This is a genomic window from Streptomyces sp. NPDC015032 (genome assembly GCF_043080425.1).
Taxonomy (GTDB): Bacteria; Actinomycetota; Actinomycetes; order Streptomycetales; family Streptomycetaceae; genus Streptomyces.
The window spans coordinates 32,483-45,398 of sequence record NZ_JBIBVN010000012.1 but is presented as its reverse complement, the minus strand read 5'-3'; the positions used below and the strand labels follow the sequence as shown (position 1 = coordinate 45,398).

At 72.0% G+C, this 12,916-nt stretch carries 12 protein-coding genes; 9 read left to right on the top strand and 3 right to left on the bottom strand.

Annotated features, from left to right (window positions below; translation table 11 throughout):
• Nucleotides 1-25: 25 nt before the first annotated feature.
• Nucleotides 26-625 carry a TetR/AcrR family transcriptional regulator gene (locus ACF08M_RS18955; protein ID WP_392186387.1) on the top strand — a complete coding sequence of 200 codons (600 nt, stop codon included), beginning with the start codon at nt 26-28 and terminating at the stop codon, nt 623-625.
• Nucleotides 626-766: 141 nt separating this feature from the next.
• Here the strand turns inward: ACF08M_RS18955 and ACF08M_RS18950 are convergent, their stop codons facing one another.
• Entirely contained in the window at nt 767-1,744 is a 978-nt protein-coding gene (locus tag ACF08M_RS18950) for a DeoR/GlpR family DNA-binding transcription regulator (protein ID WP_392186386.1), read from the bottom strand.
• A 219-nt stretch (nt 1,745-1,963) separates the two neighbouring features.
• Nucleotides 1,964-3,403 (bottom strand): NAD(P)H-quinone dehydrogenase, encoded by a 1,440-nt coding sequence (locus ACF08M_RS18945; RefSeq protein WP_392186385.1) that lies wholly within the window; start codon nt 3,401-3,403, stop codon nt 1,964-1,966.
• A gap of 260 nt (nt 3,404-3,663) precedes the next feature.
• Here ACF08M_RS18945 and ACF08M_RS18940 point away from each other — a divergent pair, with 260 nt between their 5' ends.
• The 5 genes from ACF08M_RS18940 to ACF08M_RS18920 all read left to right on the top strand — a co-directional run bounded on the left by ACF08M_RS18940 (nt 3,664) and on the right by ACF08M_RS18920 (nt 8,668).
• Complete coding sequence (locus tag ACF08M_RS18940; RefSeq protein ID WP_392186384.1) at nt 3,664-4,101, top strand: gamma-glutamylcyclotransferase; 438 nt, start codon at nt 3,664-3,666, stop codon at nt 4,099-4,101.
• A gap of 101 nt (nt 4,102-4,202) precedes the next feature.
• Entirely contained in the window at nt 4,203-5,027 is an 825-nt protein-coding gene (locus tag ACF08M_RS18935) for a purine-nucleoside phosphorylase (protein ID WP_392186383.1), read from the top strand.
• A gap of 173 nt (nt 5,028-5,200) precedes the next feature.
• Nucleotides 5,201-6,850: a phospho-sugar mutase gene (locus ACF08M_RS18930; RefSeq protein WP_392186382.1), complete on the top strand. Its 1,650-nt coding sequence runs from the start codon at nt 5,201-5,203 to the stop codon at nt 6,848-6,850.
• Between the two features lie 169 nt (nt 6,851-7,019).
• Nucleotides 7,020-7,655 carry a TetR/AcrR family transcriptional regulator gene (locus ACF08M_RS18925; protein ID WP_392186381.1) on the top strand — a complete coding sequence of 212 codons (636 nt, stop codon included), beginning with the start codon at nt 7,020-7,022 and terminating at the stop codon, nt 7,653-7,655.
• Nucleotides 7,655-8,668, top strand: coding sequence for a DMT family transporter (locus ACF08M_RS18920; protein ID WP_392186380.1), 1,014 nt, complete (start codon nt 7,655-7,657; stop codon nt 8,666-8,668). The genes ACF08M_RS18925 and ACF08M_RS18920 overlap by 1 nt, the downstream gene beginning before the upstream one ends.
• A 72-nt stretch (nt 8,669-8,740) precedes the next feature.
• On the opposite strand, the gene ACF08M_RS18915 is transcribed toward ACF08M_RS18920, so the two are convergent.
• Complete coding sequence (locus ACF08M_RS18915) at nt 8,741-9,418, bottom strand: PH domain-containing protein (protein ID WP_392186379.1); 678 nt, start codon at nt 9,416-9,418, stop codon at nt 8,741-8,743.
• Nucleotides 9,419-9,541: 123 nt separating this feature from the next.
• Here ACF08M_RS18915 and deoC point away from each other — a divergent pair, with 123 nt between their 5' ends.
• The 3 genes from deoC to ACF08M_RS18900 are packed head-to-tail and all read left to right on the top strand — an operon-like array spanning nt 9,542 to nt 12,858.
• Nucleotides 9,542-10,489, top strand: coding sequence for a deoxyribose-phosphate aldolase (gene deoC / locus ACF08M_RS18910; protein ID WP_392186550.1), 948 nt, complete (start codon nt 9,542-9,544; stop codon nt 10,487-10,489).
• A gap of 7 nt (nt 10,490-10,496) precedes the next feature.
• On the top strand, nt 10,497-11,951 hold the full coding sequence (locus tag ACF08M_RS18905) for an aldehyde dehydrogenase family protein (RefSeq protein WP_392186378.1): 1,455 nt from the start codon (nt 10,497-10,499) through the stop codon (nt 11,949-11,951).
• Nucleotides 11,941-12,858 carry an aldehyde dehydrogenase family protein gene (locus tag ACF08M_RS18900; protein WP_392186377.1) on the top strand — a complete coding sequence of 306 codons (918 nt, stop codon included), beginning with the start codon at nt 11,941-11,943 and terminating at the stop codon, nt 12,856-12,858. Before ACF08M_RS18905 ends, ACF08M_RS18900 begins: the two co-directional genes overlap by 11 nt.
• Nucleotides 12,859-12,916: the final 58 nt, after the last annotated feature.

The following is a 12,916-nucleotide window of genomic DNA, read 5'->3' as shown; positions in this document are numbered from 1 at the left end:
GGCGGAAGAGAGGGAGGACTGCGCAATGGCGATGAGCACGGCACGGACGCCGGCCCGGCCCATGCGCGCCGACGCGCGCCGTAATTACGACCGGCTGCTGTGCGAGGCCCGTACCGCGTTCGCGGACCACGGCACCGACGCGTCCCTCGAAGACATCGCACGCCGCGCGGGCGTCGGGATCGGCACGCTGTACCGGCACTTCCCCAGCCGGCACGCGCTGATGAACGCCGTCTTCCAGGAGGCCCTGACCTCCTTGATCTCCCGTGCCCACGAGCTGGCGGGGGCGGAACGGCCGTGTGCGGGCCTGGTGGAGTGGCTGGGCGCGATCATCAGCCATGCGGGTGAATACCGCGGGCTCGCCCAGGCACTCATGTCGACGTCGCGGGACGAGACTTCCGCGCTCTCGCAGTGCAATGTGCCGCTGCGCGAGGCGGGGGCGGCCCTGCTGACGCGGGCCCAGGAGAGCGGTGCCGTGCGGGCGGACGTGTCCATCGACGACCTGATGCAGCTGACGAACGCGATCGCGCTGGCGGCGGAGCAGGCGCCGGACGACCCGGAGTTGGCGGGCCGACTGCTGACACTGACCTTGCAAGGGCTGAAGGGGCCTGCGGCAGAAGGCGGTTGAGGGGGCGCGGGGGTGCGTGTGCGGTGCGGGGTCGCTGCGCCGGGACCGTTCCTCTGCCCGCCCCTTCCCAGGTCCGAGGCTCCGTCCCGGACCTGTGCCTCGATCGCCGGTGGCGCCGGCTTCGCAGCCGTACATCCGCTCCTACCGGCGCCGCAGGTCCGCCACCCTCGCCCGGTCCCCCGGTCCCTGCCCTTGTTCCGCCAGCGCCGCCGCGCTCCGGAGTTGCTGCGACCCCGGCTGCCCGGGGCCGCCACGCGTCCGGCGCTGACCGGGGAGCGGCATGTCGCGGCGGGGCTGACGGCCCGGCGGAAGGGCTTCTGCCGGTGCGGAGCCACTGCCCGCGCCGGCCACCGCGATCTGCACCCCCTGATCCGCCAGGGCCTGCAGCTCGGTGGCGGCGCGCTCGTCGTGGCCGGGCGGTTCGTCCGTCACCAGGCGGGTGATCAGATCCGTCGGCACCGTCTGGAACATGGTGTCGGAGCCGAGCTTGGTGTGGTCCGCCAGGACCACCACCTCCGCCGCGGCCTGCACCAGGGCCCGGTCCACGCTCGCCGAGAGCATGTTGGACGTGGAGAGGCCGCGTTCCGCGGTGAGGCCGCTCCCGGAGAGGAACGCGCGCGATACCCGCAGCCCTTGGAGGGACTGCTCGGCGCCGCTGCCCACCAGGGCGTAGTTGGAGCCGCGCAGTGTGCCGCCGGTCATCACCACTTCCACCCGGTTGGCATGGGCCAACGCCTGGGCGACCAGCAGCGAGTTGGTGACGACGGTCAGACCGGGGACCCGCGCGAGCCGGCGGGCCAGCTCCTGCGTGGTCGTCCCGGCACCGACGACGATGGCCTCGCCCTCTTCGACGAGGCCGGCGGCCAGGTCGGCGATGGCCGTCTTCTCCGCGGTGGCGAGATGGGATTTCTGCGGAAAGCCGGACTCCCGCGTAAAACCGCCCGGCAAGACCGCACCGCCGTGCCGGCGGTCGAGGAGTCCTTCTGCCTCCAGCGCCCGCACGTCCCGCCGTACGGTCACTTCGGAGGTCTGGACGACGCGGGCGAGCTCACGGAGCGATACCGCCCCGTTGGCACGCACCATTTCGAGGATCAACTGACGACGTTCTGCAGCGAACACAGAACTGACAGTAACGTGACGCTCGAGCGTTTTCAGCGGTTTGCACCGAATACCAGAAGTTGTACATATGCAGGGCCGCCAAGTGGTATAGACGGCCCCATTGTTGTTCCGTACTGATCGCCCGACGGCCGGAACGACGGACGGACGGCGGACGGACGGCGGACGGACGACCGTCCGACCGCGGCGAGTTGCGGGGTACCGCCGGGTTCCCGGAGGCGCCTACGCCTCGCCCGCGCTCTTACGGGTGTGCAACTGACGGGCCACTTCCGCGATCGATCCCGACAGCGACGGGTACACGGTGAAGGCGTTTGCTATCTGTTCCACCGTCAGATTGTTGTCGACGGCGATCGAGATCGGATGGATGAGTTCGCTCGCCCGCGGCGCGACGACACAGCCGCCGACCACGATGCCGGTGCCGGGCCGGCAGAAGATCTTGACGAAGCCGTCGCGTATGCCCTGCATCTTGGCGCGCGGGTTGCGCAGCAGCGGCAGTTTGACCGCCCGGGCGTCGATCTTGCCGGCGTCGACGTCGGCCTGGGTGTAGCCGACGGTGGCGATCTCGGGGTCGGTGAAGACGTTCGACGAGACCGTCTTCAGGTCCAGCGGGGCCACCGCGTCCCCGAGGAAGTGGTACATCGCGATGCGGCCCTGCATGGCCGCGACCGAGGCGAGGGCGAAGACCCCGGTGACGTCACCGGCCGCGTACACGCCGGGGGCGCTGGTGCGGGAGACCTTGTCGGTCCAGATGTGGCCGGACTCCTTCAGCCGGACACCGGCCTCCTCCAGCCCCATGCCCGCGCTGTTCGGGATCGCGCCGACCGCCATCAGGCAGTGCGAGCCGGAGATGACCCGGCCGTCGGCCAGGGTGACGTCGACCCGGTCGCCGACGCGCTTCGCCGCCGCGGCGCGGGAGCGGGCCATGACGTTCATGCCGCGGCGGCGGAAGACGTCCTCCAGCACGGCGGCCGCGTCCGGGTCCTCGCCGGGCAGCACCCGGTCACGGGACGAGACGAGGGTGACGCGCGAGCCGAGCGCCTGGTAGGCGCCCGCGAACTCGGCACCCGTCACACCGGAACCGACCACGATGAGCTCCTCGGGGAGCTCGTCGAGGTCGTAGACCTGGGTCCAGTTCAGGATGCGCTCGCCGTCGGGGAGTGCGTCCGGGATCTCCCGGGGGTGGCCACCGGTCGCGATCAGCACGGCGTCGGCGGTGAGCCTCTCCTCCGTGCCGTCGGCGGCGGTCACCACGACCGTGCGGGAGCCGTCGGCGGCCTGGAGGCCGTCGAGGCGGCCGCGTCCGCGCATCACGCGTACGCCGGCGCGGGTGACGGAGGCGGTGATGTCGTGGGACTGGGCGAGCGCCAGGCGCTTCACACGCCGGTTGACCTTGCCGAGATCGACACCGACGACCCGGGCCGCCTGCTCGATGTGCGGCGTGTCGTCGGCGACGATGATGCCCAGCTCCTCGTACGAGGAGTCGAAGGTGGTCATCACCTCTGCCGTCGCGATCAGCGTCTTCGAGGGCACGCAGTCGGTGAGCACGGACGCGCCGCCGAGGCCGTCGCAGTCGGCGACGGTCACCTCCGCGCCGAGCTGGGCGCCCACCAATGCCGCCTCGTACCCGCCGGGTCCGCCGCCGATGATCACGATCCGGGTCACGAAAAGTCCGCCTCGCGTGTGTCATCCCGCGGCCGTCTGCTGCCCCGGCCGGGGGTCCGGGGGGCCGCCCCGGGGAATGCAGTACGTACTTCATTGTCCCGCACGCGCCAAAGCGCTTCGCTCCGGGGCCCTCCATACGGGCACCGGGGCGTACGGCGCGGGGCTCCGGGGCCGGGTTCCCGGACGGAAGCGGAACCTCGTACGGGGTCTTCCTCACAGGAATCGACGTTCCGGCCACGACCTCCCGTACTCTCGACCCCATGTCGCTCTACGCCGCGTACGCCGGCAACCTCGACGCGCGGCTGATGACGCGCCGCGCACCGCATTCCCCGCTGCGTGGCACCGGCTGGCTCAACGACTGGCGGCTGACCTTCGGCGGGGAGCAGATGGGCTGGGAAGGCGCGCTCGCCACGGTGGTGGAGGCCCCCCGTTCCCAGGTCTTCGTGGCGCTCTACGACATCGCGCCGATGGACGAGGACTCCATGGACCGGTGGGAGGGCGTCGGCCTGGACGTCTACCGGCGGATGCGCGTACGGGTGCACACCCTGGACGGCGAGGAGCCGGCCTGGATGTATGTGCTGAACGGGTACGAGGGCGGGTTGCCGTCCGCCCGCTACCTGGGCGAGATCGCGGACGCCGCGGAGTCCGCGGGCGCACCGCACGACTATGTGATGGAACTGCGCAAGCGCCCCTGCTGACCCGTCGACCAGCGCTTTTGTGTGAATGTACGAGGAAGCGTGTGCAGGCTCTGCGCATGGGCATCTACGCGCGTAGGGAATCACCGGCTACCCTCATCCGCGTGAACGCATCAGTTATTCCGGACAACATCCAGGGCGACCCGTACGCCGCCGCCGCCGACGCCGCTGCCCGCCTGCGCGAGCTGACCGGTGCCGAGACCCACGACGTCGCGCTCGTGATGGGTTCGGGCTGGGCGCCCGCGAGCGATGCGCTCGGCGCTCCGGAGGCCGAGTTCCCGGTGACCGACCTGCCCGGTTTCCCGGCGCCCGCCGTGCAGGGACACGGCGGCACGATCCGCTCGTACCGGATCGGTGCGAAGCGTGCCCTGGTCTTCCTCGGCCGCACGCACTTCTACGAGGGCCGGGGCGTCGCCGCGGTCGCGCACGGGGTCCGCACCGCCGTCGCCGCGGGCTGCCGGACCGTCGTGCTGACGAACGGCTGCGGCGGCCTGCGCGAGGGCATGCGCCCCGGGCAGCCGGTCCTGATCAGCGACCACATCAACCTGACCGCGGCGTCCCCCATCGTCGGCGCCAACTTCGTCGACCTGACCGATCTGTACTCGCCGCGGCTGCGCGCGCTGTGCAAGGAGGTCGACGAGACCCTCGAAGAGGGTGTGTACGTGCAGTTCCCCGGCCCGCACTACGAGACGCCGGCCGAGATCGGCATGGTCCGGGCCATGGGCGGCGACCTGGTCGGCATGTCCACCGTGCTGGAGGCGATCGCCGCACGGGAGGCCGGGGCCGAGGTGCTCGGCATCTCGCTGGTCACGAACCTGGCGGCCGGGCTGAGCGGGGAGCCGCTGAACCACGAAGAGGTGCTGCAGGCCGGGCGGGACTCCGCCACGCGGATGGGCACGTTGCTGGCGCGGGTGCTCGAACGGATCTGAGCCGAACCGGGGCCCGCCCCGGACCCCGCACCCCGGACGGCCGGTGAGGCCGGCGCGCACGCCGCACCCGGCAGGACCGGGCCCCTCCGGTGATCGAGGAGGGGGTCCGGGGACAGCGGCCCCCCGTACCCCCCATAAAGCCAGAAAGCCAGAAAGCCAGAAAGGCGGACACCGTGCAGCAGGAGCTGATCGCGCAGGCCAGGACGTGGCTCGCGGAGGATCCCGACCCCGAGACCCGTGACGAGCTCGCGGCGCTCATCGAAGCCGGGTCCGCCGGGAGTGCCGACGAGCTGGCCGCGCGGTTCGCCGGCACGCTGCAGTTCGGCACGGCCGGGCTCCGCGGCGAGCTGGGGGCCGGGCCGATGCGGATGAACCGCGCCGTCGTCATCCGCGCCGCGGCCGGACTCGCCGCCTACCTCAAGGCCGGGGGCCGGACCGGCGGGCTCGTCGTCATCGGGTACGACGCCCGCTACAAGTCCGCCGACTTCGCCCGCGACACCGCCGCCGTGATGACTGGCGCGGGCCTGCGCGCGGCCGTGCTCCCCCGCCCGCTGCCCACCCCCGTGCTGGCGTACGCCATCCGGCACCTGGGCGCCGTCGCGGGAGTCGAGGTGACCGCCAGCCACAATCCGCCCCGCGACAACGGCTACAAGGTCTACCTCGGCGACGGCTCGCAGATCGTCCCCCCGGCGGACGGCGAGATCGCCGCCGCGATCGCCGCGGTCGGCCCGCTCGACGGCGTGGCCCGCCCCGACGACGGCTGGGAGGTCCTCGGCGACGAGGTCCTGGCGGCCTATCTGGCCCGTACGGACGCCGTGCTCGCCACCGGCTCGCCGCGCACCGCCCGGGTCGTGTACACCGCGATGCACGGCGTCGGCACGTCCGTGTTCACCGCCGCCTTCGCCCGTGCCGGGTTCCCGGCCCCCGTGCTCGTCGCCGAGCAGGCGGAGCCCGACCCGGCGTTCCCGACCGTCGCCTTCCCCAATCCGGAAGAGCCCGGCGCGATGGACCTCGCCTTCGCCACCGCACGGGGTACGGACTGCGACCTCGTCATCGCCAACGACCCGGACGCCGACCGGTGCGCCGTCGCCGTCCCGGACCCCTCCGCCGAGGGCGGCTGGCGGATGCTGCGCGGCGACGAGGTCGGGGCACTGCTCGCCGCCCATCTGGTGGACCGGGGCGCGACCGGTGTCCTCGCCGAGTCGATCGTGTCGTCCTCGCTGCTCGGCCGGATCGCCGAGAAGGCGGGCCTCGGCCACGAGGAGACGCTGACCGGCTTCAAGTGGATCGCCCGCGTGGACGGCCTGCGGTACGGGTACGAGGAGGCGCTCGGCTACTGCGTCGACCCGGACGGCGTACGCGACAAGGACGGCATCACGGCCGCGCTGCTCGTCGCCGAACTCGCCTCCGTGCTCAAGGAACGGGGGCGTACGCTCCTGGACCTCCTCGACGACCTCGCGGTCGACCACGGACTGCACGCGACCGACCAGCTGTCGGTCCGGGTGGAGGATCTGTCGGTCATCGCGGACGCGATGCGCCGACTGCGCGAGCAACCCCCGACCGCGCTCGCCGGACTTCCCGTCACCTCGGCCGAGGACCTCTCGCGGGGCACCGCACAGCTGCCGCCCACCGACGGGCTGCGCTACCACCTCCAAGGCGCCCGGGTGATCGTCCGCCCGAGCGGCACCGAGCCGAAGCTCAAGTGCTACCTGGAGGTCGTGGTGCCGGTCGCTTCGGCGGACGCGCTGCCGGCGGCCCGTATGCGGGGCGCGGAACTGCTCGCCGGAATCAAGCGGGACCTGGCGGCGGCAGCCGGGATCTGACCGGTCGCGGCGGACGGCCCGGATCTTGAAGTCCCTCGCGCCCCCCTGAACTGGGGTGTTGCGACAACCACTGGAACGCAAGGAGCTGCCCCGGGCCTCCCGGGGCAGCATCCGAGCCCATGCCGCGAATTAGGTAGACTGGTCTACCTAATCTCCGAGAGGGGCAGCCATGACCGACGCGAGGGCCACTGGGAAGCGGCCGGCGAAAGGGCCGGGCAAACAACCGGTGGAGCGGCGGCAGGGGCCCGCGCGCGGGCGGATCCTCGATGCCGCGGCGCGCCGGTTCTACGCCGACGGCGTGGCGGCGACCGGGATCGACACGATCACGGCCGAGGCCGGTGTGGCGAAGATGAGCCTCTACAACAACTTCGCCTCCAAGGCCGACCTCGTCCGCGCCTACCTCCAGGCCCGGCACGAGGAGTGGCTCGGCCTCTACCAGCGGCGCCTGGCCGACGCTCAGGGCCCGCGGGCGGCCGTACTGGCCGTCTTCGACGCCTACGCCGACCACGCCGATCTCGCCTACGCGCACGGCTTCCGGGGCTGCGGGCTGCTCAACGCCGCCGCCGAGCTGCCCACCGGACACGAGGGCCGGGCAGTGGTGCGCCGCCACAAGGAGGAGGTCGAGAGCCTGCTTGCCGCCCACCTCCGGGAGCTGCTGCCCTGCCGCGACGACGAGGCCCGCACGGTGGCGGAGCACCTGGCGTTCCTGCTCGAAGGAGCCATCGTGCGTGCCGGGCTCGAAGGAGACGGCGCACGCATGCGGCACGCACGCGACATGGCCGAGCGCCTGGTGGACGGCCTGTGATGCGGCATGCCGGGCGCGCCGCAGGACCGGGGGCGGGCGCGCTCGCCGTGCTGCTGGCCTCGGTGCTCTGGGGCACCACGGGCACCGCGGCGACCTTCGCGCCGCAGGTCGGGCCGCTGGCGATCGGCGCGGCGGCGATGGGCCTGGGCGGCCTGTTGCAGGCGCTGATGGCCGGGCGCCGCATCGCGTCGTTCCGCATGGAACTGAGGACGCAGTGGCGGATCGTGCTCGTCGGGGGAACGGGCGTGGCCCTGTACCCGCTGGCGTTCTACACCTCGATGCATCTGGCCGGCGTCGCGGTGGGGACGGTCGTCTCCATCGGCTCGGCCCCGCTGGCGTCCGCCCTGATCGAGCGGATCGTCGACCGGCAGCGGCTGACCCGACGATGGATGGCCGGTGCCGCCCTGGGGCTGGCCGGCACCGTACTGCTGTGTGTGGCCGAGGCCGCACGGGCAGGTTCCGGAACGGGTGCGGGCTCCGCCGGACAGACCGTCACCGGCGTCGGGCTCGGGCTGGTCGCGGGCGTGACCTACGCCGTGTACGCGTGGGCGGCGCACCGCCTCATCACGCGCGGCATCACCTCGCGCGCGGCCATGGGAGCGGTGTTCGGGCTGGGCGGGCTGATGCTCGTGCCGGTGCTGGTGGCCACCGGCGCGCCGCTGCTCGCCTCCTGGACGAACGCGGGCGTCGGCGTCTACATGGCGCTGGTGCCGATGTTCACCGGGTACGTCCTGTTCGGATTCGGCCTGTCCCGCATTCCCGTCAGCACCGCGACGACCCTGTCCCTGCTGGAGCCCGCCGTGGCGGCCGTGTTCGCGGTCCTGGTGGTGGGCGAGCACCTGCCCGCCCTCGGCTGGACCGGCATCGTGCTGGTCATCGCCTGCCTCGGCGTCCTGACCGTTCCCTCCCGGCGCCGACGCCTTCCCACCGTGCCGCAGGAGGCCGGGACCGCGCCCGGCGGGCCCGGACCCGCGGCCGCCGGGCGCAGGGCGCCGGGCGCCGAATGGGCATGACACGGAACGCGCAGGAGCGCGAACGGCCGGTGCGGGCGGCGGAGTGACGCCCGTACGCGCGCTCCCCCGGCCTCAGCCGATCGCGAGCAGCACCACCAGCAGCACCGCACCCACCACCGCCGGCGCGATCAACTCGTACGCCCAGCGCACCGAGACCGAAGCCTCCGAGGGTGCGGGAGCCTTGGCCTCCGAAGCCGCGGAAGCCTTCGAGGACGCCCCCGCCTTCGCCCGCTCCACCAGCTCCCGCAGGTCCGCCATGGTCTGGTCGGCCGTCGCCAGGCGGGACTGGCTGTCGCGGACGTCGGCGTGCACGGAGGTCCGGCCGTACGGGTCGTCCAGCGACTGCCGGGACTGCTGACGGGCCGCCTTCTTCCGCTGCCGCAGCGACACCGGTACCGCCCACAGCTGGAACTTGGCGCCGCCCTCGGTGAACAGCTCGCTCGAATACCCGGCCCGCAGGTCCGCGACCTCGGTCCACGGCATGGTGATCGTCCGGAACGGGTTACGGATCCGGATGCGCTGCTCGTTGGCGTACACGACGGGCCGCAGTGTGAACGCCACCACCAGCGGCACCGCGGTCAGCAGCCCGGCCAGCGCGAGCCAGGGCACCCAGCCGTGGCCCCGGAACACGGCGTCCCCGCCGATCCAGCAGACGAGGAGAAGCAGCAGGACACCCCCGACGATCCCGGCGGGCGACCGGAAGGTCCGGTCGGCATAGGTCGGCTCGGCGGGCGGTGTGGGGCTTGTCATGGGGCGATTCTGCCTGACGTACGCAAGGGGTGCCGGAGCGGCCGCCCCGGTGCTGTGCGACCCTCGGAGGACCGGGCCCCCTGTACATGTCGCTACGCGCGTAGATATGCTCATGTGGTGACCATGCCCACCACAGCTCCTGCATTCTCCGACGCGACCGCGTCCGACAGTGCGCTGCGCCGCTTCCTGCACGGGCTGCCCGGCGTCGACGCCGTCGGCCTCGAAGCGCGCGCCGCGTCGCTCGGAACCCGTTCGATCAAGACCACGGCCAAGGCGTACGCCATCGACCTGGCCATCTCGATGATCGACCTGACGACGCTGGAAGGCGCGGACACCCCGGGCAAGGTCCGGGCTCTCGCCGCCAAGGCCGTCCATCCCGACCCGACCGACCGCACGACCCCGCGCACCGCGGCGGTCTGCGTCTACCCCGACATGGCGGCGACCGCCGTCGCCGCGCTGGCCGGTTCCGGCGTGAAGGTGGCGTCCGTGGCGACGGCCTTCCCCGCCGGCCGCGCCGCGCTCGACGTCAAGCTCGCGGATGTCCGCGACGCCGTGGCGGCCGGGGTCGACGAGATCGACATGGTGATCGACCGGGGTGCCTTCCTCTCCGGCCGCTATCTGAAGGTGTACGAGGAGATCCTGGCCGTGAAGGCCGAGTGCGGCAGCGCCCGGCTGAAGGTCATCTTCGAGACCGGCGAGCTGTCCACGTACGACAACATCCGCCGCGCCTCGTGGCTCGGGATGCTGGCGGGCGCGGACTTCATCAAGACGTCGACCGGCAAGGTCGGGACGAACGCCACCCCGGCGAACACACTGCTGATGCTGGAGGCCGTACGCGACTTCCGGGCGCAGACCGGCGTACAGATCGGGGTGAAACCGGCCGGCGGCATCCGCACCTCCAAGGACGCGATCAAGTTCCTGGTGCTGGTGAACGAGACCGCGGGCGAGGACTGGCTGGACAACCACTGGTTCCGCTTCGGCGCCTCCAGCCTCCTGAACGATCTGCTGATGCAGCGCCAGAAGCTCAGCACCGGCCGCTACTCCGGCCCCGATTACGTGACGGTGGACTGAGAACCCCATGACTATCGACAAGCAGACATCTGCATTCGCCTACGCGCCCGCCCCCGAGTCGCGCTCGGTCGTCGACATCGCCCCCTCGTACGGCCTGTTCATCGACGGCGAGTTCACCGAAGCGGCCGACGGCAAGGTCTTCAAGACGGTCTCGCCGAGCAGCGAGGAGGTGCTCTCCGAGGTCGCGCAGGCCGGCGCCGCGGACGTCGACCGGGCCGTGCGGGCGGCCCGCAAGGCGTTCGAGAAGTGGTCGGCGCTGCCCGGCGCCGAGCGTGCCAAGTACCTCTTCCGGATCGCCCGGATCATCCAGGAGCGCAGCCGCGAGCTCGCCGTTCTCGAAACCCTCGACAACGGCAAGCCGATCAAGGAGACCCGCGATGCGGACCTCCCACTGGTCGCGGCGCACTTCTTCTACTACGCGGGCTGGGCCGACAAGCTGGACCACGCCGGATACGGCGCGAACCCCCGCCCCCTCGGCGTCGCGGGCCAGATCATCCCGTGGAACTTCCCGCTGCTCATGCTGGCCTGGAAGATCGCCCCCGCGCTCGCCACCGGCAACACCGTGGTCCTCAAGCCCGCCGAGACGACCCCGCTCTCCGCGCTGTTCTTCGCGGACATCTGCCGCCAGGCCGGTCTGCCGAAGGGTGTCGTGAACATCCTCACCGGCTACGGGGACGCGGGCGCGGCCCTCGTCGAGCACGAGGGCGTCGACAAGGTCGCCTTCACCGGCTCGACCGCGGTCGGCAAGGCCATCGCCCGGCAGATCGCCGGTACGGACAAGAAGGCCACCCTGGAACTGGGCGGCAAGGGCGCCAACATCGTCTTCGACGACGCCCCGATCGACCAGGCCGTCGAGGGGATCGTCACCGGCATCTTCTTCAACCAGGGCCAGGTCTGCTGCGCGGGCTCGCGCCTGCTCGTGCAGGAGTCGGTCCAGGACGAGCTGCTGGACGCCCTGAAGCGCCGGCTGTCCACCCTCCGGCTCGGCGACCCGCTGGACAAGAACACCGACATCGGCGCGATCAACTCCGCGGAGCAGCTCGCCCGGATCACCGCGCTCGCCGAGACGGGCGAGGCGGAGGGCGCCGAACGCTGGTCCGCCCCCTGCGAGCTCCCCTCGTCCGGCTACTGGTTCGCCCCGACGCTGTTCACCAACGTCACCCAGGCGCACACCATCGCCCGCGACGAGATCTTCGGCCCGGTGCTCTCCGTGCTGTCGTTCCGTACGCCCGACGAGGCGGTCGCCAAGGCCAACAACAGCCAGTACGGCCTCTCGGCCGGCATCTGGACGGAGAAGGGCTCCCGCATCCTCGCGGTGGCGAACAAGCTCCGGGCGGGCGTCGTCTGGGCCAACACGTTCAACAAGTTCGACCCGACCTCGCCCTTCGGCGGCTACAAGGAATCGGGCTTCGGCCGCGAAGGCGGCCGCCACGGCCTGGAGGCGTACCTCGATGTCCGATAACCGTCCGAACCGTCTGAGCGTGTTCAAGACCTACAAGCTGTACGTCGGGGGCAAGTTCCCCCGCTCCGAGAGCGGCCGGGTGTACGAGGTGACGGACTCGAAGGGCACGTGGCTGGCGAACGCCCCCCAGTCCTCCCGCAAGGACGCGCGTGACGCGGTCGTGGCCGCGCGGAAGGCGTTCGGCGGCTGGTCGGGCGCCACCGCGTACAACCGCGGCCAGATCCTCTACCGCGTCGCGGAGATGCTGGAGGGCCGCAAGGACCAGTTCGTCCGGGAAGTGGCGGACGCGGAGGGCCTGTCGAAGTCCAAGGCGGCGGCCGTGGTCGACGCGGCGATCGACCGCTGGGTCTGGTACGCGGGCTGGACCGACAAGATCGGCCAGATCGTGGGCGGGGCGAACCCGGTCGCGGGCCCGTTCTTCAACCTGTCCACGCCCGAACCGACCGGTGTGGTCACGGTCCTGGCACCTCAGGAGTCGTCGTTCCTGGGCCTGGTCTCGGTGATCGCCCCGGTGATCGCGACCGGCAACACGGCGGTCGTCGTGGCCTCGGCGGACTCCCCGCTGCCGGCCCTGTCCCTGGGCGAGGTGCTGGCCACCTCCGACCTGCCGGGCGGTGTGGTGAACATCCTGTCCGGGAGGACGGCGGAGATCGCGGCGCCGCTCGCGTCCCACCAGGACGTGAACGCCATCGACCTCACCGGGGCGGATGCCGCGCTCGCGAAGGAGCTGGAGATCGCGGCGGCGGACAACCTGAAGCGCGTCGTCCGTCCACACCCTGTGGACGAGAACGGCGCCGCCTTCGACTGGTCCGCCGACCCGGGCACCCACCGCCTGACGGCCTTCCTGGAGACGAAGACGGTCTGGCACCCGACGGGCGCACTGGGCGTCTCGGGAACCTCGTACTGACCGCACGAGCCCGGCCTGACCGCATGAGCGCGTACTGACCGCACGAGCGCGGCCCGTT

What these genes read in the sequence shown, in the direction of transcription:
- ACF08M_RS18915 (WP_392186379.1), bottom strand. Translation starts at nt 9,418, where the DNA reads ATGACAAGCCCCACACCGCCCGCCGAGCCGACCTATGCCGACCGGACC.
- ACF08M_RS18955 (WP_392186387.1), top strand. Translation starts at nt 26, where the DNA reads ATGGCGATGAGCACGGCACGGACGCCGGCCCGGCCCATGCGCGCCGAC.
- ACF08M_RS18905 (WP_392186378.1), top strand. Translation starts at nt 10,497, where the DNA reads ATGACTATCGACAAGCAGACATCTGCATTCGCCTACGCGCCCGCCCCC.
- ACF08M_RS18920 (WP_392186380.1), top strand. Translation starts at nt 7,655, where the DNA reads ATGCGGCATGCCGGGCGCGCCGCAGGACCGGGGGCGGGCGCGCTCGCC.
- deoC (WP_392186550.1), top strand. Translation starts at nt 9,542, where the DNA reads ATGCCCACCACAGCTCCTGCATTCTCCGACGCGACCGCGTCCGACAGT.
- ACF08M_RS18940 (WP_392186384.1), top strand. Translation starts at nt 3,664, where the DNA reads ATGTCGCTCTACGCCGCGTACGCCGGCAACCTCGACGCGCGGCTGATG.
- ACF08M_RS18925 (WP_392186381.1), top strand. Translation starts at nt 7,020, where the DNA reads ATGACCGACGCGAGGGCCACTGGGAAGCGGCCGGCGAAAGGGCCGGGC.
- ACF08M_RS18900 (WP_392186377.1), top strand. Translation starts at nt 11,941, where the DNA reads ATGTCCGATAACCGTCCGAACCGTCTGAGCGTGTTCAAGACCTACAAG.